The sequence below is a fragment of the Bradyrhizobium sp. HKCCYLRH3099 genome, assembly GCF_051167855.1.
Lineage (GTDB): Bacteria > Pseudomonadota > Alphaproteobacteria > Rhizobiales > Xanthobacteraceae > Bradyrhizobium.
Window position 1 is genome coordinate 14580 of record NZ_JBNPTW010000011.1, and the last position, 26797, is coordinate 41376.

Below are 26797 nucleotides of genomic sequence, written 5' to 3' on the forward strand. Positions count from 1 at the left end.
ATGCGCGATCACGCCGAGCAGCCATGCTGTCAGCACGGTAAACGCCGCTTGAACGATGGTCATTACAACAAAGTCTGCCCGCGTGGCTGCCCCTCACCCCACCCCTCTCCCCGTGAAGAACGGGGAGAGGGAGCAGACCGGCGCCGTGGCGTTGGCCTTTGCCCATCAGTCCTCGTGTGTCGCTCAATTCTTGCTCGGAGAGCAATCCATCGTGCTGACGCCGAGTCGTCAGCGCAAACTGCATACTCCGGTTCGGCTGCGCTCCCTCTCCCCGTTCTTCACGGGGAGAGGGGTGGGGTGAGGGGCGCTCCGCCCACCGGCCTCTCCTTCACCACGGACCTCTCCTTCCACGCGACGAAAGGCGAAGAGGTCACGGCTCACGCCGCCTTCGACACCTCCATCAGCAGGCGCTCGGCGCGGGCGTCCTCGATGCGGTTGACGAGCTTGCTGCTCTCGTGGCGGTCGCGCAGCGTCTTGGTCAGGGTGACGCAGGTCTGCACCAGCATGACGATGCCCATCGTCAGATAGCCCTTCATCCAGAGATCGATCGGCATGAAGAACACGCCGATCGCAACGAGGAAGGCGGAGGCAGCGAACGAGACGTAGGAGAAGGTGACGAAGGCACCGCTGTGGGGCTGGGCGTTCTGGTTCATGATCGGCTCCTGTGACATGAGTTGGATGGATGCGTTAAGATGGGTCGTTCAAGGACATCAGTTTGCCGGGACGTTGCGGCCGGCCTTCAGCCGCGCCAGCACGTCATCCGCAGTGGTCTTGATGCGCGGGCCGAACCCCTGCTCGGCGAGCTTCTCGGCCGTGGTGATCGGGCCTGTGGCCGCGTCGAGCTCCATCAGCGCCTCGTCGGCGGCCTGCGCCTCCATCTGCCGCTCGCGTAGCCGCTTCAAGGTCGCCTCCGCTTCCGGCAGCGTGCATTCGTAGGGACGCGCCGCCTCGATGCCGCCGCGACGCAGGTTGCGCACGGCCTCCGAAGCGCGGGCGATGCGGCGGCCGCGATCGAGCTCGGCGATGCGGGCTTCAGCACCGGCGACGTGTTTCTTCAGCCGGCTGATCTCGGTGGCGAACAGCGCCCGCGCGGTCTTGGCGGCATCGCGCTCGGCCTCGAGCCCTGCGATCGCCTGCGCGGCCTCCCGCGCCAGATCCTCGCGGCCGCCGTCGAGCGCGGCGGTGGCGCGCACTTCGAGATCGGTGATCCGGGCCAAGGTGGCCTCCAGCCGCCGGCCCTCCTGCTGGTCCTGCGCGATGGCGAGCGCCAGCGCGCGCTTGCTGCGCTCGACGGCCGCGGCCGCATCGCGCATCTGCTGATCCAGGATCACCAGCGCGGTCCGGTCCTGCAGCTCCTCCTCCGCGACGGCGACGGTGCCCCGAAACAGCGTCAGAACAGTCTTGAACATTGTCAGCTCCCTGTTATGAGCATCGCTCATGTGATTTCTTCTAACGCAAACCTGAGCGCTGCTCAAGGATTATTTTGAGCATCGCTCAAGATTTTGGTAAACAATGTCTAAAACCCTGGAAAGACGTGCGAAACAGCGCGAGGCCCTGATCGAGTCGGCCGAGCGGATGATCAAGACGAGGGGGCTGGCGGGCCTCAAGACGCGCGATCTCGCCCAGGAGATCGGTGTCGCCAACGGCGCCGTCTACAACCTCGTCGCCGATGTCGACGAGCTGGTGCTGATGGTCGGCTCACGCACTTTGGCACGGCTCGATGCAGAGCTGTCGGCCGCCGAGAGCGCCGGCCCGTCCGGCCCCGAGGCGGCGCTGGAGCGGATCGCGGTGGCCTATTGCGACTTCGCCGCCCACAATCTCGAGCTCTGGCGCGCGCTGTTCGAACATCGCATGGCGCCCGACAAGCCGCTGCCGGACTGGGCCATCGCCGATCAGATGCATCTGTTCCGTCACATCCACCAGCCGCTGGCGGCATTGTTTCCGCAGCGCTCGTTCGACGACATCAGCGTGATCGCGCGCAGTCTGTTTTCGGCGGTCCACGGCATGGTCGCGCTCGGTCTCGAGCAGAAGCTGATCGCCGTGCCGCTGGCGCTGCTGCGCCAGCAGATCGCGGCGATGGTGAAGGCGATGGTGACGGGACTGGTGGCGGCGGACAACGCGGCTCGATGAACAGCCCATGGCGACCTCACGGGGCACCGGCAGCACGGCTGTCGGCATGACGCTTAGCGGTTCAGGGCGCCTGGATCTTTGCTCCCCGACGACGATCTCGAACGCCAGATTTCTTGGCACTTGCGCTTTCCTTGGTGAGGTCGCTGCGCAGAATTGCATCGCTGATGTCCGCGCCGGCAATCATCATGCGGTTCGTCGCGAAACCGCCCCCGAGCATGTTGCCGCCCCGGACGACGAAGCAAACGTCTTCCGGCTTGTTGCGCAAGTCCCATGAAAACGGCGGGGACTGCCCGGGGATGGGTTCAAAAAGCCTCTTGAAGGCAACATCGACATAGAAGTGATAGGCGTAGACCGACGCACCCGATGACGGAATGTCCCGATCGTCATCGATGTTGCCAAATTCGTCGTACACATACGCTCCCATCAAATTCTTGGTTTCGTCAGCGGTAAAGCTTCCCTCGAGACAGACACCGCCGTGTACGCCAACATGAAAGCCGGCCCTCTTATAACCTCGCAGATCGACATCGGAGGATAGCGTCACCCTGATCATCGGCCGCGGCCGATCGCCCATCACACCGACATCGGCTTTGTCCCGCTCACCGACGACCTCGATTGCTTCGACTTTGAAGTCGTCCAAACCGGCCCGAGCCAGCCGGAGCATCGACAACAGCACGGTGAGGGCAAGGGCGAACACCTTTGCTCCAGAGTTCATGATCCTTCTCTTTCTGCTCGAACAGCCTTCGGCAGCGCGCCACCTGGGACTGTTCGCCCCAAGGGCGATATGCCATGATCGCCCAGCTCAGAGTGGAATGCGATAGACGTGCAAGACATCGGTCTCACGGCGTTCGATCTCGGACTGCGCGGCGCGGCGAGTGGACTGTTCACGATGATGGTCCTCGTGTTGATCAGGCTGCGTCCGGGCAATTGCCAGGCCGTGCTCGGCCTTGCGATGTCCGCGGGTGGCGCCGGTTTCGCCGTCGCCACTGCACCTTTCATTCCGGTCTCGACCTTCTGGTGGACCCTGCCGATCCTCTCGGCGCAACCGGTCGTGTTCTGGCTGTGGGCGCGCGCCGCCTTCGATGACGACTTTGCGCTGAAGCCGTGGCACGGCGCGGTCTGGCTTGCCGTGATTATCCTCGGCTTCACGGCGTCCCTGAGCTGGCCGATGTGGCCTGTGGTCACCAAGATCTGCGCCAAGGGCCTGTCCGTGGTGGCGGTCGCGTTTTCTCTGCTCGCGCTGATGCAGACCGTGACCACCTGGCGCGACGACCTGATCGCGCGGCGGCGGCTGCTGCGCATGGCCGTGCTGGTCCTGAACCTCAGTTTCATCATCTTCGTCGCCGGGCCGGCGCTGCTACCGATTCCCGGACAGGTGCTTGGCCTCGCGGCCAATACGGGCGGGCTCGGCAGCTTCATCAGCGCGCTGACGCTGTGCACGCTTGCGATGCTCGCCAGCTGGACTCTGTTCGGAGCGAACGCGGCGGCGGCGCTGCCGAGCCCCGCCATGCTGGCTGCTGCAGGCGCCGATGAGCCGCAGGGAGCGCACATCACCGCCGGCGAACGCCATGCCGTGGCGCCGCTGCTGCTGCGCCGGCTCGACCAGCTCATGACGGTGGAGCGCATCTATCGCAGGGAGGGTCTCTCGATCGGAGGCCTCGCGGCCGAGCTCAACGTGCCGGAATATCGGCTGCGGCAGGCGATCAACGAGGGCCTGGGCTATCGCAACTTCAACGCCTTCCTGAACCGCTACCGGCTCGACGACGCCAAGGCCGCGCTCGCAGATCCGAGCCAGCGCGAGGTGCCGGTGCTGACCATCGCGATCGACGCCGGCTTCCAGTCGATCGGGCCGTTCAACCGCGCTTTCAAGACGGCGACCGGCATGACGCCGACGGAATTCCGCCGCCAGGCGCTGGCAGGAGGCGCGGACGCCGCACCCGATTTGAGAATTCGGCAAGGTGATTGAAGAATTCGGCTGGCCGAATCCGGGATGCGGCCAACGCGACATAGCGCGCGGGCGCAGAAATGGCCCCGTCCCTCTTTCCCTGAGAACGCCATGACCAACGTCATTTCTCCCTCCTCCGAACGGCTGCATGCGCTCGATGCGGTCAGGGCCTATGCGCTGCTGCTCGGCATCGTGCTGCACGCCGCGACCTCGTTCCTGCCGCTCGGCCCGCACCGGTTCTGGTTCATCGAAGACACCCATACGAGTGCCGTTCTCGGCGTCGTCACCTTCGTCATCCACATCTTCCGGATGACGACCTTCTTCCTGATGGCCGGCTTCTTCGCCCGCATGAGCCTGCACCGCCGCGGCACGGCGGGGTTCGTCAAGGACCGCCTGCTACGGATCGCGCTGCCGCTGGTGGTCGCCTGGCCGCTCGTGATGATGCCGATGGCCGCTCTGGTGGTGTGGGCCAGCCACTTTCCCAACGGCGGGCCGACGCCGGGCATGGGCGGCTGGCCGCCGGTGCTGCCGCGCTTTCCGCTGACGCATCTGTGGTTTCTCTACATGCTGATCGAACTCTACGCCGCGGCCCTGCTGTTGCGGTGGATCGTGCTCGCGGCCGACGCCGACGGACGGCTGCGCGCGGCGCTGGACCGGCTGTTCGCGCTGATCATGCACAGTCGGCTCGCGCCCGCGATTCTGGCATTGCCGATCCTGATCGCGCTCAGTCTCGATCCGACCTGGATCGGCTTCATCGGCGTGCGCACGCCCGACCAGTCGCTGATCACCCCGAACCAGGCCTGGATCGGATTTGGTAGTGCCTTAGCTGTCGGCTGGCTGCTGCATCGGCAGATCGCGCTGCTGCGGCTCATGGAGCAACGGTGGCTGTCCAACACGCTCGCTGCCGCGATCCTGATCGCGCTCAGCTTCATGCTGGCGTTCTCGGTGATGCAGGTCTCAACCCGCGTCTGGAGTGCTCCGGTCGATCTCGCCACGCTCAGGCTCGCGGGCGCGATCGCCTACGCGCTGGCGATCTGGACCACGACCTTCGCCGCGATCGGCCTGGCGCTACGCTTCCTGGCCGGCTTCAGCCATACGCGGCGCTATCTCGCCGATGCCTCCTATTGGCTCTACATCATCCACATGCCCATCGTGATGGCGCTGCAGCTTTTGGTCTCGCAGCTCGATTGGCCATGGCCGGTCAAGTTCGCGCTCATTCTGCTGATCGCGCTTCCTCTCATGCTGGCGAGCTATCACCTGCTGGTGCGGAACACCATCATCGGCCGGATCCTGAACGGCAGGACGGTCAAACCACGCCCCAAGCAGCTTCCGGTCGCCGGCCGCGCCGTGACCAACTGACGACATCAGCTGCGCGTCGTCTGCCCGGAGTATGGCGCTGCCCTGGTCAAAATTTGATCAGGCGGTTTCACGCGCCCGCGCTAGATTCGACTTGGCGGCAGGTGGATGCCGCCTCAGGCGATGACAAGCGCGGGGGCGAAGCGATGTCACTGTTCATCCGCGGCGGCACGGTGGTGAACCACGATCATTCCCGGCGCGCCGATGTCCTGATCCAGGGCGGCACCATTCTCGCGGTGGGCACTGCGATCGAGCCGCCGCTATCGGCCGAGGTGATCGATGCCGACGGCTGCTACGTGATCCCCGGCGGGATCGATCCGCACACCCATCTCGAGCTCGGCTTCATGGGCACGGTGTCGGCCGACGATTTCGAATGGGGCACCAAGGCCGGGCTCTCCGGCGGCACCACGATGGTGGTGGATTTCTGCATCCCCGATCCCGGCCAGTCGATGCTGGCCGCCTATCAGGACTGGCGGCGCAAGTCGGAGAAGGCGGCGGCCGACTACGGTTTCCACATGGCGGTGACCTCCTGGTCGAAGCAGGTTTTCGACGAGATGGAGATCGTGGTCCAAACCTACGGCATCAACACCTTCAAGCATTTCATGGCCTACAAGGGCGCGCTGATGGTCAACGACGACGAGCTGTACAACTCGTTTGCGCGTTGCGCCGCGCTCGGCGCGATGCCGCTGGTCCATGCCGAGAACGGCGACGTCGTGGCGCGAATGCAGGAGGCGATGCTGGCGCGCGGCATCGACGGGCCGGAGGGCCACGCCTTCTCGCGGCCGCCTGAGGTGGAGGGCGAGGCGACCAGCCGCGCGATCATGATCGCCGACATGACCGGTGCGCCGCTCTATGTCGTGCACACCAGCTGCCGCCAGTCGCATGAGGCGATCGCGCGCGCCCGCGCCGCCGGCCAGCGCGTCTATGGCGAGCCTCTGATCCAGCATCTGCTGCTCGACGACAGCGAGTATCGCGCCGCGGACTGGGACCAGGCCGCGGCCTGCGTGATGTCGCCGCCGTTCCGCGACCGGTCGCATCAGGACAGCCTGTGGGCCGGGCTGCAATCCGGCTCGCTGCAGGTGGTCGCGACCGACCATTGCGCCTTCACGCTCGCGCAGAAGCGGCTCGGTCGCGGCGACTTCCGCAGGATTCCAAACGGCACCGGCGGGCTGGAGGACCGGATGCCGCTGCTATGGACCGCGGGAGTCGAAACGGGACGCCTGACCAAGGAGGAGTTCGTCGCGGTCACCTCGGCGAACATCGCGCGCATCCTCAACATCTTCCCGCGCAAGGGCGCCGTGATGGCCGGCTCCGACGCCGATCTCGTGGTGTGGGATCCGGCGATGCACAAGACGATCAGCGCGACCCGCCAGGTCAGCCGCATCGACTACAACGTCTTCGAGGGCTTCACCTGCACCGGCGGCCCGGTCGTCACCGTATCGCGCGGACGGATCGCCTGGCGTGACGGCGAGCTGCGCGCGCAAGCCGGCGACGGCCGCTATGTCGAACGGCCGGCGTTCCCGCCTGTGCATGTCGCCAATTCCACCTGGAAGGAGATCACCGCGCCGCGCGGCGTCTCACGCGAGATGATCACGCCGTAGACGGCGTCGCGAATCATCTCCGCCGCGGCGGCATTTACCGGGCGGAAACCGTTGCTGTCGTTGAATGCGAGCATGGCACAGTTGCGCATGGAAGTTCGCGATTCGGCCGGCACGCCGCTGCCGGGCTATGGCGACGCATTCTTCGACCTCAGGCTGCCCGGCGATCACTGCCGCGTGGCGCAAAACCTGCTCCGGATGATTCGCGGCGACAACGTCCGCTCACCGGCGCACAGCATCCATTTTTTCCGTGACAGCGTCGAGATCGGCAGCTGGTCGGTCGACGACGAGCGCATGGAAAGCCTCATCGACGAGTACGCGCATACGCCGCCAGCGGCGGCGTAGCGTGTCTTCGACTGGCGCCCCTGCTCAGACGATTCGCGGGTGCGCCTTCTGGTGCCAGGCCCAGGCCGAGCGGATGACGTGGCCGAGGTCGGAGTGGCGCGCCTTGAAGCCGAGCTCCTGCTCGGCGCGCCGGGGATCGGCGACCAGAACCGGCGGATCGCCGGGGCGGCGCTCGCGATAGACCAGCGGCACCTGCTCGCCGGTCTCCTGGCGGATCGCATCGACGATCTCGCGCACCGAATAGCCGCTGCCGGTCCCGAGATTGTAGGCGCCGCCAGTGTGTCCCTCCAGCAGCCGTCCGATCGCCGCGATATGGGCCGCGGCGAGATCGTCGACATGGATGTAGTCGCGCACCGCGGTGCCATCCGGCGTCTCGTAGTCGGTGCCGAAGATCGCGAAATCCGGGACATGGCCGAGGATCGCCATCAGGGCGCGCGGGATGAGGTGGGTCTCGGGATCGCGCAGTTCGCCGATCACGCCTGAGGCGTCGGCGCCGCAGGCGTTGAAATAGCGCAGCGCCGTGGCGGAGAAGCCGTAGGCGGCGCGGTAGTCCGACAGGATCTGCTCGATGATGAATTTCGAGCGGCCGTAGGGATTGACCGTCGGCCCGGCCGCACTCTCCGGGATCGGCTCACGTCCGGCATTGCCATAGACCGCGCCGGTCGAGGAGAACACCAGCCGCGTGCAGCCGGCCTCGCGCATGCCCTGCAGCAGGCCGAGCGTGCCCGCGACATTGTTGAGATAATATTTCTGCGGATCGGCCACGGACTCGCCGACGGCGCTCCAGGCCGCGAAGTGCATCACGGCCCGCACGTCATATTGCCGGATGGTGCTCGCCACCTTGATGCTGTCGGCGATGTCGCCGACCACCAGCGGCCCCCATTTCACGAAGCTACGGTGCCCCGTCGTCAGATTGTCGTAAACGATCGGCGTGAAACCCGCCTCGGCAACCGCCTTGCTGCAATGAGCCCCGATATAGCCGGCCCCGCCGGCAATCAGGATCGTACCCTTGTTCCCCATAATTCCCCTGAATTCTCGATATCAGCGCAGCCGTGCCTGCGGCCGGCGCGAAATATCGCCAGAGTAGGCTAAGCCGCAGCCCACACCAAGTCAGGGTTGAACTGTCTTCCTCCGGGAACGGGAACCCGGTGATGCGAGTTGCCATCGCCGCCGCGGCGCAAGTTCCATAGGGCGGGAATGGCTGTTCCAGCGTCCGCGCGCATCCCCCATACCCCAGAGTACAGGTAGCGCGGATCGCAGAATGCGGTAGCTGTAGTCTGGCTCGATCCATGTCGGGAGCTGCAGGAGGCGTGTCTTGAGTGAACCAGCGAGCCAAGTCGATACGGCGCCACGCGCGGCATCGGCGCCACCGCCCTCGCCTGCCCCTGCGCCCGGGCTGTGGGCACGGCTCGGCATTCCGCTGCTGGCCGTGCTGGTCGCGCTGGCGTTCGTCGCGCTCGCCACCTCGCGCTGGAATGCCTGGACCGGCAACGCCACGACGCAGACCACCAACGACGCCTATGTCCGCGCCGACATGACCCAGCTCTCCAGCCGGGTCGCCGGCGAGGTGCTCAAGGTCGCCGTCAGCGATTTCCAGCGGGTCAAGGCCGGCGACCTCCTGATCCAGATCGATCCGGCCGACTACGAGGCGCAGGTCGCGCAGGCCGAGGCCAATGTCGAAGCCGCCCAGGCGGCGCTCGACAATCTGAGCAACCAGGTCGAGCTGCAATACGCGACCATTGCGCAGGCCGAAGCGCAGCAGGTGTCGGCCGGCGCCGCCGAGGTGCAGGCCCGCCAGGAGGAAGAGCGCCAGCAATCGTTGTCGCAGAGCGAGGCCGGCACCAAGCAGCGGCTGGAGCAGGCCACCGCCGCCTATGCCAAGGCGCAGGCCGATGTGCGCGCCAGCCGCGCCGTCATCGCCGCCCAGCGGCATCAGCTCGAAGTGCTCACCGGCACCAAGAAGCAGCGCGGTGCCGACCTGGCCGGCGCCAAGGCGGCGCTCGCCGCGGCGCGGCTCAAGCTCGGCTATACCCGGATCACCGCGCCGTTCGACGGCGTCGTCGGCCAGCGCCAGGTGCAGACCGGCGACTACGTCAATATCGGCAGCAGCCTGATCGCGGTGGTGCCGCTGCCCCAGGTGTTCGTGATCGCCAACTACAAGGAGACGCAGCTCACGCATGTCGCCCCCGGCCAGCCGGTCGACGTCACCGTCGATTCCTTCCCGGGCGAGACCCTGCACGGCCGCGTCGAGCGCATCGCGCCGGCCTCCGGCTCGCAATTCGCGCTGCTGCCGCCCGACAACGCCACCGGCAATTTCACCAAGGTCGTGCAGCGGATTCCCGTGCGCATCGCACTCGATGCCGACCAGAAGCTGCTGACCCGGTTGCTGCCGGGCATGTCGGTCGTGACCCACATCCGCACCACGGGCGCGGCCGATGGCGCCAAGTGAAAGCATCCGTGAGGGTATCCGTGCAAGCGATCGCGGACCGCTGTCGCAGGGCGGCCAGGCGGCGCATCCGCTGTTCGCCGTCGGCGCCGTGCTGCTCGGCTCGTTCCTGGCGAATTTCGACAGTCGGCTGACCTCGGTCGGCCTGCCCGACCTGCGCGGCGCGTTCGCGCTCGGCTTCGACCAGGGCGCGTGGCTCTCGACCGCGGCGATCGGCTCGCAGATCTTCATCGCGCCGGCCGTGGCCTGGCTCGCGACCGTGTTCGGCCTGCGCCGCGTGCTCGGCATTCCCAGCCTGATCTATGCGGTGGTGTCGCTGATCATTCCGTTCGTGCGGGACTACCCGACCCTGATCACGCTTGCGATCATCCACGGCATGCTGCTCGGCACCTTCGTGCCGGCGACCTTGATGATCATCTTCCGCAACCTGCCGATCCGCTGGTGGTTGCCGGCGATTTCGATCTACTCCATCCGCGTCGGCTTCGCGCTGGACACCTCGACCTCCCTGGTCGGCTTCTATGTCGAGCATCTCGGCTGGCAATGGATGTACTGGCAGGGCGTGGTGCTGGCGCCGCTGATGGCGGCGATGGTCTATCTCGGCACGCCCGCCGAGCCGGTCAATCGCACGCTGCTTCGCAATGCCGACTGGGGCGGCATGCTGTTGCTCGGCAGCGCCGTGTCGATGATCTATGCCGGCCTCGACCAGGGCAACCGGCTCGACTGGCTGCAATCCGGCACGGTCGTTGCGCTGCTTGCCGGCGGCGCCGTGCTGTTCGTTCTCTTCCTCGTCAACGAGGCCCTCAGCCCGCAGCCCTGGGCGCATTTCAACGTGCTGTTCTCGCGCAACATCGGGCTCTCGCTGACGGTCATCCTGCTGTACACGCTGACCAGTCTCTCCAACGCATCGCTGGTGCCGAACTTCCTGGCCACGATCACCCAGTTGCGCCCCGAGCAGAGCGGCTCGCTCCTGCTGATCTATGGCGCGCTGCCGCTGATCGTGCTGGTGCCGCTGTCGATCTGGCTGCTGCGTCATGTCGATGCGCGCCTCGTCGTCGTCCTCGGGTTCAGCGCCTTCGCGGCGGCCAATCTGTGGGGCACCCAGCTCACCCATGCCTGGGCGCGCGAGGACTTCATCGGCATCGTCATGCTGCAGTCGATCGGGCAGGCGCTGACCCTGCTGCCGATCATCATCATGGCGCTGTCGAATTCGGATCCGGCGCGCGCGACGTCGTTCGCGGCCTACATCCAGATCATGCGGCTCGGCGGCGCCGAGATCGGCGTTGCGCTGATGGGGACGTGGCTGCGCGTGCGCGAGCAGGTGCATTCGGCCTATCTCGGCCTCAACATCCAGAGCGGCGACGTTGACGTCGCCCGCGCGCTGCAGCGGCTGACCGGCTATTTCACCAGCCACGGCGCCGCACAGGCCAAGGCGCGCGCCGTCGGCACGCTGGCGGGCCAGGTGCAGCGCGAGGCCAATGTGCTGGCTTATCTCGATGCGTTCTGGCTGTGCTTCTGGCTCGCGATCGCCGCGCTGCTGCTCGTCGCCTTGATCACGCGCGCGCCGCCGGGGCCGTTCTCGCCGACGCCGATCGGTTTGCGAGCAGCGTGGATGCGGCGGTTCGGATCGTCGGCGACGTGAGCCTTGCCGCGCGCTGAGCTTAACGTTTTGAAGTGAAGACAAGCCGCGCGAGACGAACGCTCGCGCTGGATGTTGCGTGTCTGCTCAGAGCACCACGACATCTAGCCGTGAACAGATTTCAAACCGCGATGCGCGGCTGATTCGGACGCGGTTCGTTCCAGCCGCGTTCCGAACGTTAACAGCATCGCGCTACGCCGTCGCATTCTGGGACATCATGCGCGCGAGGATTGCGGCAGCTCATCCAGCGGCCATTTCGGACGCTTGATCTTGGCGTACGGCAATTTCGTCACGTCGCGCGCGACCACGCCGGGCGCATCGACCATGATGATGTCGGCCGCGATCGGGGCGAACGAGGCGCGGAAATGCTGCGCGGATTTCACCACGACGAGCTTGCGCGTCGAGGGATCGCAGCCGAGCTGAGTGAAGAAGTCCTTCCCGAACGCCTGGCAGCGGAACGTCGTGATCACGACCTCGACGCCATTGCACGCGATCAGCGCGCAATCGCCGAGCTTGGCCGGCGTGCCGGCGAGCCCGGTCATCACCATGTTCTCCTTCAGTGCCTTGACCTCCCAGGTCGCATCGACCGGCTCGCCGGACAGCGGGCCGATCTTGCCGCCGATGCGCAAGGGAAGCTTGGCGCCGATTCCGGCATCGAAGGCGATGCGCACCGCGATCGGGTCCCACATCGGACCGACGCAGACGTTCTCGATCTTCCGCTCGAGCACGCGGCGCAGGATGAAGGTGGAATCGCCGGGCGCGCCGCCGCCGGGATTGTCGCTGGCATCGCCCAGCACGATGGTGCCGTCCTTGGCGAGCGCCTGGTCGAGCGCGGCATCGACGCCGGGCATGCGCTCGGTCACGGCGTCGCGCATACCGATCAGCTCGTCCGCGAGCTTGCGCGCCAGCGCTTGCGCCTTCGCGCCATCGGGATCCGCGGCGGCGTCGCTGTAGACCAGCACCTTGGTGCCCATCGCGGGCGTATCGCCCCAGCCGAAGCCGTGCACGATCGAGGCCGAGACGATGCCGTCCTTGCCCTCCAGCGCGGTGATGCGGTCGACGAAGCTGCGCACCGGCTCGCGGGTGGTGTGCAGGGTCACGATCATGTCGGTGTCGACCAGCGCCTTGCGCAGCTTGAGCCGCTTCTCGGCCAGTTCGGTGCAATGCTGCACCAGATCCTGCGCGCGCTCGAGAATGTCGGTGTGCGGATATTCCTTCCAGCAGATCAACAGATCCGCGCTGTCCACCATCAGCTCGCTCATATGGACGTGCGGATCGAGCGTCGCGCCGATCACCACGTCGGGGCCTGTGATCTTGCGGATCTGCGACAGCAGCTCGCCCTCGCAATCATCATAGCCGTCGGCGATCATCGCGCCGTGCAGGCCGATCAGCGCCATGTCGATCGGCAGCGCGGCCTTGAGATCGGCGAGGATCTGGTCGCGCAAGGTCTCGAACGCCGCGCGTGTGACGAGCCCGTTCGGCACCGCCGCCGCCACCAGGCCCTCGATCAAGGTCCATCCCTTGGACGGCCCAACCTGCCGCGCCGCCCACAGCGGCCCGCCATGCATCTGCATCTTGTCCGGATGCTGACCGGCCGGGAAATACGCCCGCTCGTGAAAGGTCCCGAGCCCCGTCGGCATCGGCGCAAAGGTGTTGGTCTCGGTGGCGAGGGCGGCGGAGAAGACACGCATGAAGGAACGGCTCTTGAGTTGGCGCGATGACGATGAAGCGGCCGCAGCGGACCGCATCGCGTCCACGAGCACAAGACAGCGCGAGGGCAGAGCGACCCATCGCCCAGCGCATGCGAGCGATCAGTTCGCGGTGACCGGCGCCGGCACCGACTGATCCGCGATGGTCTTGATCGCGACCTCGGCGACCTGCGCCAGCGACTGACGATCGGCGCCGGACGACGCCATCACGCTCATGCCGGTGATGACGGCGGAGACATAGCGCGCGAGCGCGGCGGGGTCGGCGCTCTCGGCCAGGTCGCGCTCCTGCTTCGCGCGCTCGAAGCGATGCCGGAGCTGCTCCTCGGTCTGGGCGCGGCGAGCGGCGAGCTCGAACGGCACGTTGGCGGAGCCGGAGCCGCAGGCAAGGCCACCCTGCACCAGCAGGCAGCCGGGCGGGTTGGACGGGTCGGTCTGCTTCTCGGCGACGCCCATCAGCATCCGCGCGGTGACCTCGCGGGCTGTCGGCGCGCCCACCACCTCCTCCATCCACTCTTCGCGGCGCTGGGTGTAGCGGTCGAGCGCGGCTTTGAGCAGGGCCTCCTTGCTGCCGAAGGCGGCATAGAGGCTGGGCGGGTTGATGCCCATGGCGTCGGTGAGCTGGGCGATGGTCGCGCCCTCATAGCCATGGCGCCAAAACACCTCCATCGCCTGGTCCAGCGCGGTGTCGCGATCGAAATTCCGGGGCCGTCCGACGCCCATGATGCAAAACTCCTGTTTTCGTCTCCGCCCCGACTGATTCTTATCTATTTGCGATTCCTAGCCATTTCTTTGATCTGCCGCAGCCGCCAAAGTTCCGTCTAGGATTTTCGTAGCATCCGTTACATAAGTCTCTTGCGAACGAGTTGCCAGCGCCACATTTGTAGCGAGCACTACAAATCTGGAGCGCGACAATGCCTTCGCCCGAACCAAGTTCCCCCAGCCGCCTGAAGCGGTGGCTGAGCACCGTTGCCGTCGCCGGCGTGGTGATCGCCGCCGGCTCTTACGCCGGTTCGCAGTATTTCCATTTCAGCCCCGTCCCGCAGGCGGCTCACGCCGCTGCGCCGGAGCAGGCCGTCCCCGTGACGGTCTCCGTCATCGAACCGCGCAAGGCCAGCCTGTGGGACGAGTTCTCCGGCCGGCTCGAAGCGGTCGAGCGGGTCGAGGTCCGGCCGCGCGTGGCCGGCGCCATCCTTGCCACCAATTTCACCGAGGGCTCCCTGGTGAAGGCCGGCGACGTGCTGTTCAAGATCGACCCCGCGCCCTATGCCGCCGAGGTCGACCGCGCCCAGGCCCAGCTCGAAGCCGCGCGTGCCCGCGCCTCCTTCGCCGCCAATGAGCTTGAGCGCGGCGCACAACTGGTCGGCAGCTCGATCGTCACCAAGCGCGACTTCGACCAGCGCGACAACGGCAATCGCGAGGCGATCGCCAACGTCAAGGCGGCGGAAGCAGCACTCCAGGCGGCCAAGCTCAATCTCGACTACACGCAGGTGCGCGCGCCGGTTGACGGTCGCGTCGGCCGCATCGAGGTCACCGTCGGCAATCTCGTCGCCGCCGGCTCGGCCTCGCCGGTGCTGACCAACCTGGTCTCTGTCAATCCGATCTATGCGAGCTTCGACGCCACCGAGGATGTCGTGCTGCGGGCGCTGGCCGCCGTGGCCGACGCCTCCGGCAAGCGCGGCAATCTCGACCGCATTCCGGTGGAGATGACGACGTCGGGCGGCATCACCGCGTCGGGCCACATCCAGCTGATCGACAACCAGGTCCAGGGCCAGACCGGCACCATCCGCGTCCGCGCCGTGTTCAAGAACGAGACCGGCACCCTGATCCCCGGCCAGTTCGCCCGCGTCCGCATGGGCCAGCCGCAGCAGCAGTCCCTGGTGCTGCTCGACGAGCGCGCCATCGGCACCGACCAGGACAAGAAGTTCGTCATGGTCGTCGGCGACGACGAGCGCGCGGTGTATCGGCCGGTGACGCTCGGCGGCAGCGTCGAGGGTCTGCGCATCATCTCGGCCGGGCTGAAGCCGGGCGAGCGCGTGGTCGTCAACGGCCTGCAGCGGGTGCGCCCCGGCGCGCTGCTGAAGACGCAGGTTGCGGCGATGGGCGCGCGGGATGGGGCTGACAACAAGCAGCTGGCGCAGCGCTGATCGTCGGTGACGATATCGTCGCGCCACGGGCAGTGCGCTCCCTCTCCCCGTTCTTCACGGGGAGAGGGTTGGGGTGAGGGGCACCACACCCACCGACCGTGCTGAAGGCCCCCCTCACCCGGATTGCATCTTCGATGCAATCCGACCTCTCCCCGCCTTAGCGAAGCTTCGCTTCGCCCTGGCGGGGCGAGGTACACCGAGCCCGCTGACCGACCGATCAAGACAACTAACAACGTCAGCCACACGCTGACCTCCCGACCACGGGGCCTCCCATGAACCTCTCCAAATTCTTCATCGACCGGCCGATCTTCGCAGGCGTGCTGTCGACGCTCATTTTCCTCGGCGGCCTGATTGCGCTGTTCTCGATGCCGATCTCGGAATATCCCGACGTCGTGCCGCCCTCGGTGGTCGTGCGCGCGACCTATCCCGGCGCCAATCCGAAAGTGATCGCCGAGACGGTAGCGACGCCGATCGAGGAGCAGATCAACGGCGTCGAGAACATGCTGTATATGAGCAGCCAGGCGACCACCGACGGCGCGATGACGCTCACGGTCACCTTCAAGCTCGGCACCGATCCGGACAAGGCGACGCAGCTGGTGCAGAACCGGGTGCAGCAGGCCGAGCCGCGGCTGCCGGCCGTGGTGCGGCAGCTCGGCGTCATCACCAAGAAGAGCTCGCCCGACCTCACCATGGTCGTGCACCTGAACTCGCCGAACGGCCGCTACGACACGACCTATCTGCGCAACTACGCGGTGCTCAACGTCAAGGACCGGCTGGCGCGCATCGACGGCGTCGGCGACGTCCAGCTGTTCGGCGCCGGCGACTATTCGATGCGGGTGTGGGTCGATCCGCAGAAGGCCGCCGAGCACGGCCTGTCCGCGTCCGACATAGTCAAGGCGATCCAGGCGCAGAACGTCGAGGCCGCCGCCGGCGTGGTCGGCGCATCGCCGAACGTCAAGGGGCTCGATTTGCAGCTCTCGGTCAATGCCGAGGGCCGTCTCTCCAACGAGGACCAGTTCGCCGACATCGTGGTGAAGACCGGCGCGCATGGCGAGGTGACGCGGCTGCGCGACGTCGCCCGCATCGAGCTCGGCGCCTCCGAATACGGCCTGCGCTCGCTGCTCGACAACAAGCAGGCGGTGGCGATCCCGATCTTCCAGGCGCCCGGCTCCAACGCGCTGCAGATCTCCGACAACGTCCGCGCCACCATGGCCGAGATCAAGAAGACGATGCCCGAAGGCGTCGAGTATCACATCGTCTACGACCCGACGCAATTCGTGCGCTCCTCGATCGAGGCCGTCGTGCACACGCTGTTCGAGGCGATTGTGCTGGTCGTGATCGTCGTCATCCTGTTCCTGCAGACCTGGCGCGCCTCGATCATCCCGCTGCTGGCGGTGCCGGTGTCGATCGTCGGCACCTTCGCGGTGATGCATCTGTTCGGCTTCTCGATCAACGCGCTCAGCCTGTTCGGCCTGGTGCTCGCGATCGGCATCGTCGTCGACGACGCCATCGTCGTGGTCGAAAACGTCGAGCGCAACATCGAAGCGGGGCTGTCGCCGCGCGACGCCACCTATCAGGCGATGCGCGAAGTCTCCGGCCCGATCATCGCGATCGCGCTGGTGCTGGTCGCCGTGTTCGTGCCGCTGGCCTTCATCTCCGGCCTCACCGGGCAGTTCTACAAGCAGTTCGCGCTGACGATTGCGATCTCCACCGTGATCTCGGCCGCGAACTCGCTGACCCTGTCGCCGGCGCTGTCGGCGCTGCTGCTCAAGGGCCATCACGACCCGAAGGACCGCCTCACCCGCATCCTCGACAAGTCGCTCGGCTGGTTCTTCCGCGGCTTCAATCGCGCCTTCGTCCGCGCCTCCGACAATTACAGCGGCAGCGTCTCCAGGGTGATCACGGCCAAGGCCGCCGTGATGATCCTCTACGTGCTGCTGATCGGCGCCACCGCCGTCCTGTTCAAGCAGGTGCCGGGCGGCTTCGTGCCGGGCCAGGACAAGCAATACCTGGTCGGCTTCGCCCGCCTGCCGGACGGCGCCACGCTCGACCGCTCCGAGGAGGTGATCCGCAAGATGAGCGACATCGCGCTGACGCAGCCCGGTGTCGAGAGCTCGATCGCCTTTCCCGGCCTCTCGATCTCCGGCTTTACCAACTCCTCCAATGCCGGCATCGTGTTCTCCGGGCTGAAGCCGTTCGATGAGCGCAAGGATCCGTCGCTGTCGGGCGGCGCGATTGCGCTGGAGCTCAACAAGAAATACGCAGGCATCCAGGACGCCTTCATCGCGATGTTCCCGCCGCCGCCGGTCAACGGCCTGGGCACGATCGGCGGCTTCAAGCTACAGATCGAGGACCGCGCCGGCCGTGGCTACGAAGCCTTGAACGACGTCACCACCGCCTTCATGGGCGCCTTGCAGAAATCACCGGAGATCGCCGGCGCGTTTTCGAGCTTCCAGGTCAACGTGCCGCAGCTGTTCGCCGACATCGATCGCACTAAGGCGCTGCAGCTCGGCGTTCCCGTGACGGAGGTCTTCAACACGCTGCAGATCTACCTCGGCTCGTACTACGTGAACGACTTCAACAAGTTCGGCCGCACCTACTCGGTGCGCGTGCAGGCCGACGCGCCGTTCCGCGCCCGGGCCGACGATATTCGCCAGCTCAAGGTCCGTTCGTCCACGGGCGAGATGGTGCCGCTGTCGGCGCTGCTCAACGTCCGCCAGAGCGCCGGTCCTGAGCGCGCGATCCGCTACAACGGCTTCCTGTCGTCGGACATCAACGCCGCGGCGGCGCCGGGCTTCTCGTCGGGCCAGGCGCAGGCGGCGGCCGAGAAGATCGCGGCCGAGGTGCTGCCTCCTGGATTTGCTTTCGAATGGACCGACCTGACCTATCAGGAGTTCATCGCCGGCAATTCCGGACTCTGGGTGTTTCCGCTCGCGATCCTCTTGGTGTTCCTGGTGCTGGCCGCGCTCTATGAGAGCCTGACGCTCCCTCTGGCGATCCTGATGATCGTTCCGATGGCGCTGCTGGCGGCGATGGCCGGCGTCTACATCTCGAAGGGCGACAACAACATCTTCACCCAGATCGGCCTGATCGTGCTCGTCGGCCTCTCCGCCAAGAACGCGATCCTGATCGTCGAATTCGCGCGCGAGCTCGAATTCGCCGGACGCACGCCGCTGCGCGCCGCGATCGAAGCCAGCCGTCTCCGGCTGCGGCCGATCCTGATGACGTCGATGGCCTTCATCATGGGCGTGCTGCCGCTGGTGCTGTCGACCGGCGCGGGCTCGGAGATGCGGCGGGCAATGGGCGTCGCGGTGTTCTCCGGCATGATCGGCGTCACCGTGTTCGGCCTGTTCCTGACGCCCGTGTTCTACGTCCTGCTGCGGACACTGACCGGCATGAGGCCGCTCATCCAGCATGGCGGCCACGGCACCGTGGCGGCCCAACCCGCGGAGTAAACGCCGATGTGAACAGGCGTGATGTCGTCCGCCGCGAAACGCAATCGTCTCTTCTCACGTAGAGGCAAGTGACAGTCGGCGTCCTCATCATGCTTCCCCGATGATCCGGTGCACGATCAATTCTGCAAAACTGTGAACCGGATCACAGACCAGCGCAGCGAGATGGAGGACGCCAACTCCAGCACGTTGCGCCGACCCGGCGGCCTGTCCCGCACCAGGCCGCCGGGTCATTTGACGAAGGAGTTGCAACATGGATTTTTTGAATCACCTGGTCGCAGCCCGGCTGATGAAGACGGCGCAGGGTTTCGAGCGCATCGGCGTTCACCGCGCCACACACCGGCTCCCGGCTCCACCTCAGCGTTTGGGCACGACACCGACGACGCTGGCGCTGGTGGTCGATCGCCAGGGACGTGACCCGTCCGCCGCGCCATGCTGCTCAGGCGCCGACGGCGTCTGATGGCGACCGTGTGGCGGGCCATGCCCGCCACGCCAGGCCTCATGTGAGCGCAGGCTTGGTCTTCTCGACCCAATCGGCAAAGCTCTGCGGCGCAACGCCGGTGATCGTCTGATAATCGCCCGTCACCTCGGCGACCAGCCCCTGAGCCGTATTCGGCTCGAACGACGCGAACACCTCCGCCAGCGGTCGCGGCAGTCCGGCGCCGACCATGCCCTGAATGAGACCTTCGAGGGGCACCTGCACCACCTCGATCGGCTTGCCCACCGCGGCCGAGATGATCTGCGCCTTTTGCGCCTTGGTCAGCGCCTCCCCACCACTCAGCGTGAAGACCTGCTTGCCGCCGGCGCTGCCGGCGAGAACCGTCGCCGCCGCGCGCGCGAGATCGTCGCGCGCGATGTCCGCGCTCGCGCCACCCTGGTCCGCCGTGAACCAGCGGCCCGAACCGAGGATCTGCGGCGACGAGCTCATCAGATTTTCGAAGTACCAGTGATTGCGCAGCACGGTCCAGCCGGCGAGCCGGCTGTCTTTGAGAGCGGCCTCGGTCAACGCGTGGTCCGGCGCGAGCAGGATCGGCGAGCCCTCCGGCTTCGGCATGGACGTGTAGATGACGTGGCTGACGCCGGCCTGCTCGGCTGCCGCGATCGCGTTCTTGTGCTGCTGCAGCCGACGGCCCGGCCGGTCGAGCGCATCGGTGCTGATCAGCAGCATCCGCTCCGCCCCGGCGAACGTCGCGACAAGCGAGCCTGCATCGTCGAAATCGGCGCAGCGGACCTGGACGCCTTGCGCCGCCAATGCCTGCAACTGCTCCGGCTTGCGGGTGGTGGCGATGATGCGGGAGGCCGGCACACCGAGCGTGGTCAGCAGGTGGCGGATCACGGCGCGGCCGAGCTGCCCGGCGGCGCCGGAGACGAGAACGGATTGAGACATCGTTAACCTTCGTTACGAGGGGCTGGATGGGCAAGACGTTGGCTTTCGGCCGCAGTCGCCTTAAAGTCTCGTTTCGAGACCAGCACTACATTAGGAACCACGATGACCCGCCGAAAGAAGGCAGTTTTCTGGGAGATAGGCACATGAAGGGAACTGCCCCTCCCGGCACGATCGCGGCTGAAGGCGCATGCGACAATGATCCCGGCCGCTGGAAGGCGAAGTTCGCCTCGATCGACGATTGTCCGATCCGCACGGTGATCAATCAGATCGGCGACAAATGGAGCCTGCTCATCCTGGCCGTGCTGGGCTGGCGGCCCCACCGCTTCGGCGAGCTGCGGCGCGAGATCAGCGACATCTCGCAGCGGATGCTGACGCAGACTTTGCGCGACCTGCAACGCGACGGGTTGATCGCCCGCCGCGTGCTGCCGACGGTGCCGCCCAGCGTCGAATACAGCCTCACCGACATCGGCCGGAGCCTGCTCGGGCCGATGTCACACCTGATCGGCTGGGCCGAGCAGCATCACGCCGCGATCAAGGCCTCGCGGCAACGCTTCGACGAGAGCATCGCGTCGGACTAATCGACGGCATGGCGCCAGACAGCCGCGTCACGGCGCGACGTGACGACATGGATGCGGACGATCGGCGTTGGTGCTCGTACTGCGGCGCCGGAACGGCTCACGGCCGCTTGCATCCTGCGCGATCGAGCATGTCCCTGACGATCAAGGGCGTTGCCGGTGTTTGCGCCGCATCGGGCGCTGCGGCAGCGGAGCTCAGCGCCTGACCGGCCTGCGCGGCACTCAAGTTCAACGATGTCCGGCAGGTCGCGCGCCCCATGCTGGCGACTGCGCCGGCGGCCTCGCCGACACCGGCAAGGTAGGCGGTGAGAACCTGCTGGGCCGTGCGGTCGGTCGGCGCCTTCTCCAGCATCTGAATCACCTGGGCGACCGATATCAGGCCTTGGGAGGTGGACGACGCGGCGCTGGATGGCGACGTCGCCGCGATAGCTGACGCGAAGACGGCGACCGTGAGGGTCAGTTTGGCCAGGCAACGAGACATGAAATGGCTCCTGAGTGAGACAATGTGTTTCTTCGGAATCGCATCTGGCAGCCTCGCGCACGTTCCCGATTCCGCACGCGCAGCTTGGAGTGTCGCCCGCGATCGACCTCCCCCTCCAGGGGAGGGTGAGACCCGTCGCGCAGAGCCGCAGTCGAGCGGAGGACCGATCTGTCGTGCGAAAATAAATTATTGTCAAACAATAATTTTTGGATCACCCTATGGCCAGATCGTCGAGAGACCCATCAACAGCGGAGCCGTTCGACCATGACGCAGACAGCAGAGACTTTCGGCACGACGGCCGCGCACGACAGGCGCGGCGATCGCATTCGGCGGCTCAGCCGATTGATGTCGGCGGGCTGCCTCGCGACATCCGCTCTGCTTGCCGCGGCCATGGCAATCTATTGGGCCGTGACGCCGACACACACGCTGTTCAGCCAGGCCGGAATTCCGCATGCTCCGGTGACCGAGATCGACCCGTCCACGCGCGCGCTCGCGTTCGCCATCGCCATGATCCCGCTGGGCACGCTGATCTGGGGCTTGCTGAGCGGACGTCGTTGCTTCGACGCCTTCGCCGCCGGCCGCATCTTCTCGCGGGACTCGATCCGACAGCTCCGGGCATTCGCGATCGCTGTCGCAGCATCAGCCCTGTTGAAGCCACTCGCTGCTGCGGCGCTGTCCGTCGTCCTGAGCCTGCAACAGCCGGCGGGACCGAAGACCCTCGCGCTGAGCATGGGATCGGACACGCTGCTAGCTCTGATCTTCGCAGGGACGGTCGCGGTCATCGCCTGGGTGATGACCGAGGCGCTGGAGATCGCCGACGAAAACAATCAGTTCGTCTGAAGGACAGGACATGCCGATCCGAGTGCGGCTGGGCGTGATGCTCGCCGAACGCAATGTGAAGTCCAAAGACCTCGCTGAATATGTCGGGATCACCGAGGCCAACCTCTCCCTTCTCAAGCAGGGCAAGGTGAAGGGTGTGCGCTTCGAGACCCTCGAGCGGATCTGCCGGTTTCTGGGCTGCCAACCCGGAGACCTCCTGAGATATGAGGAGGCGCCGTCGGCCGAGACGGACATCGGGTGACACCACAGCCGCGACAGCGCTGCTGATCACGACGGCCGGACCCGCACTCGCGCGAAGCGGACGGGCCGCCGCGCGGCGGCCTGTCACGAGAGGTCGGCACGCCCGCGCGTCGCCGCAACGCCGCTGATGCAGTGCATGAACGCCAAAATAGCATCATGTGACGATCAAAACTCGCGCTTGCCACGGCTTGGTCGAGCCGATAGCTTTTTTGAACCTTTCAAGCGCCTGGGATCATCGAGCATGCTTTTTCTGCGGACCACCTCCACGACGGCAATGGTGTCGAACACGACGGATCGGAGGGCCAGAGGCGCAGTTGCAACCGTGTCGAAGACGGCGCTGGTGGCTGCAGCCGCGTTGCTCGGCGTGATCGCCTCGGCGCAGGCGCGCGATCTCACCGTGGTGTCGTGGGGCGGCAACTATCAGGACGCGCAGCGCAAGATCTATTTCCAGCCGTTCGCCGCCAAGCTCGGCGCCACCGTGCTCGACGAGAGCTGGGACGGTGGCTATGGCGTGCTACAGGCCAAGGTGAAGGCCGGCGTGCCGAACTGGGATGCGGTGCAGGTCGAAGCCGAGGAGTTGGAGCTCGGCTGCAGCGACGGCATCTATGAGAAGATCGACTGGAGCAAGCTCGGCGGCAAGGACGGCTTCATCCCGGCCGGCGTCAGCGATTGCGGCGTCGGCGCCATCGTCTGGTCCACGGGCATGGCGTTCGACGGCGACAAGATCAAGGATGGGCCGAAGACCTGGGCGGATTTCTGGGACACCAAGAAGTTTCCGGGCAAGCGCGGCCTGCGCAAGGGCGCCAAGTACACGCTCGAATTTGCGCTGATGGCCGATGGCGTGCCGGCGGCCGACGTCTACAAGGTGCTGAAGACCAAGGAGGGCGTCGAGCGCGCCTTCAAGAAGCTCGATGCGCTCAAAGCCGACATCGTCTGGTGGGAGGCCGGCGCGCAGCCGCTTCAACTGCTGTCATCGGGCCAGGTCGCGATGACCTCGGTCTATAACGGCCGCATCACCGCCATCAACCGCACCGAGGGCAAGCATTTCGGCTTCGTCTTCCCGGGCAGCATCTACGCCGTCGACAGCTGGGTGGTGCTGAAGGGCTCGCCGAACAAGGACGCCGCGATGAACTTCATCGCATTCGCAAGCCAGGCGGAGAACCAGGCCAAGCTGCCGGAATACATCGCCTACGGCCTGCCGAACATCGCCGCCGCCAAGCTGGTGCCGGAGAAGTACGCCGCGGAGCTGCCGACCACGCCAGACAATCTCAAGCAGGCGATCGCGCTCGACGTCGGCTTCTGGACCGACAATTCGGAAGAGCTGTCGAAGCGCTTCAACGCCTGGCTGGCGCGCTAACTTCGCCAGCCTGGCTGGCGCGCTAACTGCGCCGAATACCTCGGACGCGCGATCCTCGCATCGTGCGTCCGCCTCACGTGCAAGCGTACCGGCGTGATCGGCGCCGAAAGCCAGCGTTCATGGACAGCCCCTTCATTTCGTTCCGGCAGGTGGTCAAGCGCTTCGGCCCGCTGACCGTCGTCGACCATCTCGATCTCGACATCGCGAGAGGCGAGTTCATCGCCCTGCTCGGCCCCTCCGGCTCCGGCAAGACCACGCTCTTGATGATGCTCGCCGGCTTCGAGCAGGCGACCAGCGGCACGATCGCGGTCGATGGCGTCAGGGTCGACGGGCTGCCGCCGCACAAGCGCAACATGGGCGTGGTGTTCCAGAACTACGCGCTGTTTCCGCATATGAGCGTGCGCGACAACATCGCCTTTCCCTTGAAGATGCGCAACGCGCCGAAGGCCGAGATCGCGACGCGCGTCGCGCGCGTGCTCGACATGGTCAAGCTGTCGGCGATGGCCGAGCGCAAGCCGGCGCAATTGTCCGGCGGCCAGCAGCAGCGCGTCGCGCTGGCGCGCGCGCTGGTGTTCGAGCCGCAGGTGGTGCTGATGGACGAGCCGCTCGGTGCGCTCGACAAGAAGCTGCGCGAGCAGATGCAGCTCGACATCCGCGACCTGCACCGCCGGCTCGGCCTCACCATCGTGTTCGTCACCCACGACCAGGACGAGGCGCTGACGATGTCCGACCGCATCGCCGTGTTCAACCACGGCAGGATCGAGCAGATCGGCCCGCCCCGCGAGATCTACGAGCTCCCGCGCACGCCGTTCGTCGCCGAGTTCATCGGCGAGACCAATCTGCTGTCGTGCAAGGTGGAGGAGCAGGCCGGCGAAACGGTCCGGCTGACGACGGACGGCGGGCTCACGCTGTCGGCGCATGCCGCCGCCGCACGCATCGACGGCGGCAAGGTGCGGGTTTCGATCCGGCCCGAGGCGATCCGGATCAATGATCATGCCGCGGCGACCGCGAACCGCGTCACCGCGCGCATCCTCGACGCCGTGTATTTCGGCGATCACATGCGTCTCGTCGCCTCCGTCGGCGAGCAGCGGCTGATCATCAAGGGCGATCGCATGAGCGAGGCGGCGGAGGTCGGCCGCGACGTCGCGCTGTCCTTTGCGGCGTCGGATGTCTGGGTGGTGGGATCATGCGACCAGACCTCGGCCACCGCCTGAAGGCGGCCCTGCTGCTCGCGCCGCTGCTGGCGTTCATGCTGTCGTTCTTCGTCGTGCCGCTGGTGACGATGATGAAGTCGGCGGTGTCCGATCCCGTCGCGACCGGGGCGCTGCCGCGCACGGCGAAAGCGCTGTCCGGCTGGGATCGCAAGGGCGCCCCGCCCGGTTCCGCGCAGGCGGCGTTCGCTGACGACATCCGTGCGCTGAAAAACGACGAGCAGTTCGGCGATCTCGTCCGCCGCCTCAACAGCGCGCAATCCGGCTTCCGCAGCCTGCTCGGCAAGACCCGCCGCGCGCTCGACGGCAGCGGCGCAACTGATCTCGCCGCGATCGATTCACGCTGGAGCGAGACGTCCTGGTGGGTGACGATCGCCGAGGCCGTCGCCTCGCCCTGGACCGACAAGAACCTGCTCGCGGCCGTCGATCTCGAACGCAATGCATCCGGCAACATCGCGGCAATGCCCGAGGGCGCCTCGGCCAACCGGCTGATCATGATCCGGACCTTCATCACTTCGGCGCTGGTGACGCTGGCCTGCATCCTGATCGGCCTGCCCTATGCGATGGTCGCAGCCTCGGTCGAAGGATGGCGCCGGCAGGTGCTGCTCGGCGCCGTGCTGCTGCCGCTGTGGACCTCGCTTCTGGTGCGTACCGCGGCCTGGTATGTCGTGCTGCAGGACAACGGCCTGATCAACGCGACCTTGAAAGGACTTGGCCTGACCTCGGCGCCGGTGCCGCTGATGTTCAACCGGCTCGGCGTGGTCATCGCGATGACCCATGTGCTGCTGCCGTTCATGGTGCTGCCGATCTTCAGCGTGCTGATATCGATCCCGCGCAATCTGATGCCGGCGGCGGCCTCGCTCGGCGCGCATCCGCTGCGCGCCTTCTTCCACGTGCTGCTGCCGCTGTCGATGCGCGGCGTCGTGTCCGGCGCGCTGCTCGTGTTCATGGCAGCCCTCGGCTACTACATCACGCCCGCGCTGATCGGCGGCGCCAACGACCAGATGATCTCGTCCGTGATCGCCTATTACGCGACTGGTGCTGCGAACTGGGGCATGGCCGGCGCGCTCGGCCTGGTGTTGCTGGCGATGACCATCCTGCTCTACGCCATCTATATGCGCCTGACGGTCGAGGAGCAGCGCGCATGAAGCCGCTGCCGATCCTCAAGCTCGTGTTCGCGGCGCTCGTCGTGATTTTCCTGCTCGGGCCGCTGGTCGCCGTGCTGCCGCTGTCGCTCACCGACAGCGTGTTCCTGAACTATCCAATCCCCGGCTACTCGACACGCTGGTTCAAGGAGCTCGTCACCGCGGACTCCTGGCGGCTTTCGATCGTCAACAGCCTCCTGATCGGCGCCGGCACGACGGTGCTCGCCACCCTGCTCGGCACCCTCGCCGCGCTCGGCCTGCGTGGCAAGCGCGCATCGCTGCTGGTCTCGACGTTGCGCACGGTGTTCCTGCTGCCGATGGTCGTGCCCGCCGTGGTGCTCGGCGTCGGCATGCAGCTGATGTTCGCGCGTTACGGTCTCACCAACACCTATCTCGGCGTCATCATCGCCCACACCGTGGTGGCGGTGCCGTTCGTGCTCGTCAACGTCTCCTCGGCTTTGCAGGGCGTCGACATCCGGCTGGAGCAGGCCGCGGCCAGCCTCGGCGCCGCGCCGCCGACCGTGCTGTTCTCGGTGACCCTGCCGATTGCGCTCCCCGGCATCATCTCCGGCGCGCTGTTCGCCTTCGCGACCTCGCTCGACGAGGTCGTGCTGACCCTGTTCGTCGCCGGCCCCAACCAGCGCACCCTCGCCCGGCAGATGTTCGCCACGATCCGCGAGAACATCAGCCCGGCGATCGTCTCGGCCGCCGCGGTGTTCATCGTCGGCACGATCGTACTGTCGCTCGCGATGCTGGCGATCCGGCGGCGGATGGCGTAACGCGCGGCGTGCACGTGAGGCAAT

Annotated in this window: 25 protein-coding genes; 17 read left to right on the forward strand and 8 right to left on the reverse strand. The window is 66.4% G+C overall.

The window, feature by feature from the left end; translation table 11 throughout:
* Positions 1 to 377 precede the first annotated feature (377 nt).
* Complete coding sequence (locus ACQR1Y_RS20715; RefSeq protein ID WP_009029394.1) at positions 378 to 653, reverse strand: YiaA/YiaB family inner membrane protein; 276 nt, start codon at positions 651 to 653, stop codon at positions 378 to 380.
* 57 nt (positions 654 to 710) lie between these two features.
* Complete coding sequence (locus ACQR1Y_RS20720) at positions 711 to 1409, reverse strand: PspA/IM30 family protein (RefSeq protein WP_434879332.1); 699 nt, start codon at positions 1407 to 1409, stop codon at positions 711 to 713.
* A gap of 103 nt (positions 1410 to 1512) precedes the next feature.
* Between ACQR1Y_RS20720 and ACQR1Y_RS20725 the strand changes: the two genes are divergently transcribed.
* A complete protein-coding gene (locus ACQR1Y_RS20725) occupies positions 1513 to 2130 on the forward strand; it encodes a TetR/AcrR family transcriptional regulator (protein WP_434879333.1) in 618 nt (205 codons plus the stop codon).
* Positions 2131 to 2191: 61 nt separating this feature from the next.
* Here the strand turns inward: ACQR1Y_RS20725 and ACQR1Y_RS20730 are convergent, their stop codons facing one another.
* On the reverse strand, positions 2192 to 2842 hold the full coding sequence (locus ACQR1Y_RS20730) for a hypothetical protein (protein WP_434879334.1): 651 nt from the start codon (positions 2840 to 2842) through the stop codon (positions 2192 to 2194).
* Positions 2843 to 2950: 108 nt separating this feature from the next.
* Here ACQR1Y_RS20730 and ACQR1Y_RS20735 point away from each other — a divergent pair, with 108 nt between their 5' ends.
* The 4 genes from ACQR1Y_RS20735 (at position 2951) to ACQR1Y_RS20750 (ending at position 7371) form a co-directional block, all read left to right on the forward strand.
* On the forward strand, positions 2951 to 4093 hold the full coding sequence (locus tag ACQR1Y_RS20735) for a helix-turn-helix domain-containing protein (protein WP_434879335.1): 1143 nt from the start codon (positions 2951 to 2953) through the stop codon (positions 4091 to 4093).
* A gap of 90 nt (positions 4094 to 4183) precedes the next feature.
* Positions 4184 to 5431, forward strand: a complete 1248-nt coding sequence (locus ACQR1Y_RS20740) for an acyltransferase family protein (protein WP_434879336.1) — start codon at positions 4184 to 4186, stop codon at positions 5429 to 5431.
* Positions 5432 to 5574: 143 nt separating this feature from the next.
* Positions 5575 to 7029, forward strand: a complete 1455-nt coding sequence (gene hydA, locus ACQR1Y_RS20745; protein ID WP_434879337.1) for a dihydropyrimidinase — start codon at positions 5575 to 5577, stop codon at positions 7027 to 7029.
* 72 nt (positions 7030 to 7101) lie between these two features.
* Positions 7102 to 7371, forward strand: a complete 270-nt coding sequence (locus ACQR1Y_RS20750; RefSeq protein WP_434879338.1) for a hypothetical protein — start codon at positions 7102 to 7104, stop codon at positions 7369 to 7371.
* A gap of 24 nt (positions 7372 to 7395) precedes the next feature.
* Here ACQR1Y_RS20750 and galE read toward each other — a convergent pair whose 3' ends face one another.
* On the reverse strand, positions 7396 to 8391 hold the full coding sequence (gene galE / locus ACQR1Y_RS20755) for a UDP-glucose 4-epimerase GalE (RefSeq protein ID WP_434879339.1): 996 nt from the start codon (positions 8389 to 8391) through the stop codon (positions 7396 to 7398).
* A gap of 295 nt (positions 8392 to 8686) precedes the next feature.
* Between galE and ACQR1Y_RS20760 the strand changes: the two genes are divergently transcribed.
* Complete coding sequence (locus tag ACQR1Y_RS20760) at positions 8687 to 9820, forward strand: HlyD family secretion protein (RefSeq protein ID WP_434879340.1); 1134 nt, start codon at positions 8687 to 8689, stop codon at positions 9818 to 9820.
* On the forward strand, positions 9807 to 11456 hold the full coding sequence (locus tag ACQR1Y_RS20765; protein WP_434861526.1) for an MFS transporter: 1650 nt from the start codon (positions 9807 to 9809) through the stop codon (positions 11454 to 11456). Before ACQR1Y_RS20760 ends, ACQR1Y_RS20765 begins: the two co-directional genes overlap by 14 nt.
* Before the next feature lie 212 nt (positions 11457 to 11668).
* On the opposite strand, the gene ACQR1Y_RS20770 is transcribed toward ACQR1Y_RS20765, so the two are convergent.
* Positions 11669 to 13144 carry a M81 family metallopeptidase gene (locus ACQR1Y_RS20770; protein ID WP_434879341.1) on the reverse strand — a complete coding sequence of 492 codons (1476 nt, stop codon included), beginning with the start codon at positions 13142 to 13144 and terminating at the stop codon, positions 11669 to 11671.
* A gap of 120 nt (positions 13145 to 13264) precedes the next feature.
* On the reverse strand, positions 13265 to 13882 hold the full coding sequence (locus ACQR1Y_RS20775) for a TetR/AcrR family transcriptional regulator (RefSeq protein ID WP_434879342.1): 618 nt from the start codon (positions 13880 to 13882) through the stop codon (positions 13265 to 13267).
* A 191-nt stretch (positions 13883 to 14073) separates the two neighbouring features.
* Between ACQR1Y_RS20775 and ACQR1Y_RS20780 the strand changes: the two genes are divergently transcribed.
* The 3 genes from ACQR1Y_RS20780 to ACQR1Y_RS20790 all read left to right on the forward strand — a co-directional run bounded on the left by ACQR1Y_RS20780 (position 14074) and on the right by ACQR1Y_RS20790 (position 19218).
* A complete protein-coding gene (locus ACQR1Y_RS20780; protein WP_434879343.1) occupies positions 14074 to 15306 on the forward strand; it encodes an efflux RND transporter periplasmic adaptor subunit in 1233 nt (410 codons plus the stop codon).
* A gap of 272 nt (positions 15307 to 15578) precedes the next feature.
* Positions 15579 to 18761, forward strand: a complete 3183-nt coding sequence (locus ACQR1Y_RS20785) for an efflux RND transporter permease subunit (RefSeq protein WP_434879344.1) — start codon at positions 15579 to 15581, stop codon at positions 18759 to 18761.
* A 250-nt stretch (positions 18762 to 19011) separates the two neighbouring features.
* Positions 19012 to 19218, forward strand: a complete 207-nt coding sequence (locus ACQR1Y_RS20790) for a hypothetical protein (RefSeq protein WP_434879345.1) — start codon at positions 19012 to 19014, stop codon at positions 19216 to 19218.
* 39 nt (positions 19219 to 19257) lie between these two features.
* On the opposite strand, the gene ACQR1Y_RS20795 is transcribed toward ACQR1Y_RS20790, so the two are convergent.
* Positions 19258 to 20145, reverse strand: a complete 888-nt coding sequence (locus ACQR1Y_RS20795) for an SDR family oxidoreductase (protein ID WP_434879346.1) — start codon at positions 20143 to 20145, stop codon at positions 19258 to 19260.
* 143 nt (positions 20146 to 20288) lie between these two features.
* Here ACQR1Y_RS20795 and ACQR1Y_RS20800 point away from each other — a divergent pair, with 143 nt between their 5' ends.
* A complete protein-coding gene (locus ACQR1Y_RS20800) occupies positions 20289 to 20723 on the forward strand; it encodes a winged helix-turn-helix transcriptional regulator (RefSeq protein WP_434861533.1) in 435 nt (144 codons plus the stop codon).
* 97 nt (positions 20724 to 20820) lie between these two features.
* Here ACQR1Y_RS20800 and ACQR1Y_RS20805 read toward each other — a convergent pair whose 3' ends face one another.
* Positions 20821 to 21201 carry a chlorophyllide reductase gene (locus tag ACQR1Y_RS20805; RefSeq protein ID WP_434861534.1) on the reverse strand — a complete coding sequence of 127 codons (381 nt, stop codon included), beginning with the start codon at positions 21199 to 21201 and terminating at the stop codon, positions 20821 to 20823.
* 264 nt (positions 21202 to 21465) lie between these two features.
* Here ACQR1Y_RS20805 and ACQR1Y_RS20810 point away from each other — a divergent pair, with 264 nt between their 5' ends.
* The 6 genes from ACQR1Y_RS20810 (at position 21466) to ACQR1Y_RS20835 (ending at position 26773) form a co-directional block, all read left to right on the forward strand.
* Positions 21466 to 22041 carry a DUF2975 domain-containing protein gene (locus tag ACQR1Y_RS20810; RefSeq protein WP_434861535.1) on the forward strand — a complete coding sequence of 192 codons (576 nt, stop codon included), beginning with the start codon at positions 21466 to 21468 and terminating at the stop codon, positions 22039 to 22041.
* Positions 22042 to 22051: 10 nt separating this feature from the next.
* Positions 22052 to 22282 carry a helix-turn-helix domain-containing protein gene (locus ACQR1Y_RS20815; RefSeq protein ID WP_172113245.1) on the forward strand — a complete coding sequence of 77 codons (231 nt, stop codon included), beginning with the start codon at positions 22052 to 22054 and terminating at the stop codon, positions 22280 to 22282.
* A 240-nt stretch (positions 22283 to 22522) separates the two neighbouring features.
* A complete protein-coding gene (locus tag ACQR1Y_RS20820; protein WP_434879347.1) occupies positions 22523 to 23638 on the forward strand; it encodes an ABC transporter substrate-binding protein in 1116 nt (371 codons plus the stop codon).
* A 119-nt stretch (positions 23639 to 23757) separates the two neighbouring features.
* On the forward strand, positions 23758 to 24852 hold the full coding sequence (locus ACQR1Y_RS20825) for an ABC transporter ATP-binding protein (protein ID WP_434879348.1): 1095 nt from the start codon (positions 23758 to 23760) through the stop codon (positions 24850 to 24852).
* Between the two features lie 35 nt (positions 24853 to 24887).
* Positions 24888 to 25997 carry an ABC transporter permease gene (locus ACQR1Y_RS20830; RefSeq protein ID WP_434879411.1) on the forward strand — a complete coding sequence of 370 codons (1110 nt, stop codon included), beginning with the start codon at positions 24888 to 24890 and terminating at the stop codon, positions 25995 to 25997.
* Positions 25994 to 26773: an ABC transporter permease gene (locus ACQR1Y_RS20835; protein ID WP_434879349.1), complete on the forward strand. Its 780-nt coding sequence runs from the start codon at positions 25994 to 25996 to the stop codon at positions 26771 to 26773. Before ACQR1Y_RS20830 ends, ACQR1Y_RS20835 begins: the two co-directional genes overlap by 4 nt.
* The last annotated feature ends 24 nt before the right edge of the window (positions 26774 to 26797 follow it).

What these genes read in the sequence shown, in the direction of transcription:
- ACQR1Y_RS20715 (WP_009029394.1), bottom strand. Translation starts at nt 653, where the DNA reads ATGAACCAGAACGCCCAGCCCCACAGCGGTGCCTTCGTCACCTTCTCC.
- ACQR1Y_RS20720 (WP_434879332.1), bottom strand. Translation starts at nt 1,409, where the DNA reads ATGTTCAAGACTGTTCTGACGCTGTTTCGGGGCACCGTCGCCGTCGCG.
- ACQR1Y_RS20725 (WP_434879333.1), top strand. Translation starts at nt 1,513, where the DNA reads ATGTCTAAAACCCTGGAAAGACGTGCGAAACAGCGCGAGGCCCTGATC.
- ACQR1Y_RS20730 (WP_434879334.1), bottom strand. Translation starts at nt 2,842, where the DNA reads ATGAACTCTGGAGCAAAGGTGTTCGCCCTTGCCCTCACCGTGCTGTTG.
- ACQR1Y_RS20740 (WP_434879336.1), top strand. Translation starts at nt 4,184, where the DNA reads ATGACCAACGTCATTTCTCCCTCCTCCGAACGGCTGCATGCGCTCGAT.
- hydA (WP_434879337.1), top strand. Translation starts at nt 5,575, where the DNA reads ATGTCACTGTTCATCCGCGGCGGCACGGTGGTGAACCACGATCATTCC.
- ACQR1Y_RS20750 (WP_434879338.1), top strand. Translation starts at nt 7,102, where the DNA reads ATGGCACAGTTGCGCATGGAAGTTCGCGATTCGGCCGGCACGCCGCTG.
- galE (WP_434879339.1), bottom strand. Translation starts at nt 8,391, where the DNA reads ATGGGGAACAAGGGTACGATCCTGATTGCCGGCGGGGCCGGCTATATC.
- ACQR1Y_RS20765 (WP_434861526.1), top strand. Translation starts at nt 9,807, where the DNA reads ATGGCGCCAAGTGAAAGCATCCGTGAGGGTATCCGTGCAAGCGATCGC.
- ACQR1Y_RS20770 (WP_434879341.1), bottom strand. Translation starts at nt 13,144, where the DNA reads ATGCGTGTCTTCTCCGCCGCCCTCGCCACCGAGACCAACACCTTTGCG.
- ACQR1Y_RS20775 (WP_434879342.1), bottom strand. Translation starts at nt 13,882, where the DNA reads ATGGGCGTCGGACGGCCCCGGAATTTCGATCGCGACACCGCGCTGGAC.
- ACQR1Y_RS20780 (WP_434879343.1), top strand. Translation starts at nt 14,074, where the DNA reads ATGCCTTCGCCCGAACCAAGTTCCCCCAGCCGCCTGAAGCGGTGGCTG.
- ACQR1Y_RS20785 (WP_434879344.1), top strand. Translation starts at nt 15,579, where the DNA reads ATGAACCTCTCCAAATTCTTCATCGACCGGCCGATCTTCGCAGGCGTG.
- ACQR1Y_RS20790 (WP_434879345.1), top strand. Translation starts at nt 19,012, where the DNA reads ATGGATTTTTTGAATCACCTGGTCGCAGCCCGGCTGATGAAGACGGCG.
- ACQR1Y_RS20795 (WP_434879346.1), bottom strand. Translation starts at nt 20,145, where the DNA reads ATGTCTCAATCCGTTCTCGTCTCCGGCGCCGCCGGGCAGCTCGGCCGC.
- ACQR1Y_RS20800 (WP_434861533.1), top strand. Translation starts at nt 20,289, where the DNA reads ATGAAGGGAACTGCCCCTCCCGGCACGATCGCGGCTGAAGGCGCATGC.
- ACQR1Y_RS20805 (WP_434861534.1), bottom strand. Translation starts at nt 21,201, where the DNA reads ATGTCTCGTTGCCTGGCCAAACTGACCCTCACGGTCGCCGTCTTCGCG.
- ACQR1Y_RS20810 (WP_434861535.1), top strand. Translation starts at nt 21,466, where the DNA reads ATGACGCAGACAGCAGAGACTTTCGGCACGACGGCCGCGCACGACAGG.
- ACQR1Y_RS20815 (WP_172113245.1), top strand. Translation starts at nt 22,052, where the DNA reads ATGCCGATCCGAGTGCGGCTGGGCGTGATGCTCGCCGAACGCAATGTG.
- ACQR1Y_RS20820 (WP_434879347.1), top strand. Translation starts at nt 22,523, where the DNA reads ATGCTTTTTCTGCGGACCACCTCCACGACGGCAATGGTGTCGAACACG.
- ACQR1Y_RS20825 (WP_434879348.1), top strand. Translation starts at nt 23,758, where the DNA reads ATGGACAGCCCCTTCATTTCGTTCCGGCAGGTGGTCAAGCGCTTCGGC.
- ACQR1Y_RS20830 (WP_434879411.1), top strand. Translation starts at nt 24,888, where the DNA reads ATGCTGTCGTTCTTCGTCGTGCCGCTGGTGACGATGATGAAGTCGGCG.
- ACQR1Y_RS20835 (WP_434879349.1), top strand. Translation starts at nt 25,994, where the DNA reads ATGAAGCCGCTGCCGATCCTCAAGCTCGTGTTCGCGGCGCTCGTCGTG.